1 protein-coding gene is annotated in these 569 nt (G+C 49.7%); it reads left to right on the plus strand.

What is annotated here, in order from left to right; all coding sequences use genetic code 11:
• On the plus strand, positions 1-569 hold a 569-nt coding region (locus RMSM_RS41030; RefSeq protein ID WP_008699205.1), incomplete at both ends, for a hypothetical protein.

Raw genomic sequence — 569 nt, forward strand, 5'->3', positions numbered from 1 at the left:
CCGAAAATATCGACGCCTATTATTACGGCAGTGACTTGCAATTGATGCGTGATTTAACGCTCAATGAATCGTGGACCAATATGGTGGCTGCGATGAAGGACATCGGTGATTTATCGCCGCCAGAGCCAATCGTGTCGAACGTTGATCTTTCCGAACGCGAAGGGTTTATTGAAACGTTATCCTTGGTCCAACGTTCGCAACTGGATTCAAACTGGAAACGCTTCACCCGTCTCGAGGGACACCAACAGCAGCAGATTCGTGAGACCGCGGAAAAAGTTCAGGCACAGTCCAATGCAGATGTGTTGCTGCGAACGATGCAGGTTTATTCGGTGTGGCGAGAAACGATCCCGAGTGAACTGCGAGACAAGATCGAGTCGGATGATTTGGATCAGCGTCGAGAGGCAATCAAGCAAGCGATCGACCAGACTCAATTTGCCATGTCAAAACGCTCGAGTTTGAATTTGTCAGATGACACGATCGAGCGAATCGCCTTCGCACTTCATCAAATTCTGAAGCAGCGTCTGCAAAATAACGAGCCCGGGGCGACTAGGTTTGTCTCGCGGCTAGAA

The organism is Rhodopirellula maiorica SM1 (assembly GCF_000346295.1).
Taxonomy (GTDB): domain Bacteria; phylum Planctomycetota; class Planctomycetia; order Pirellulales; family Pirellulaceae; genus Novipirellula; species Novipirellula maiorica.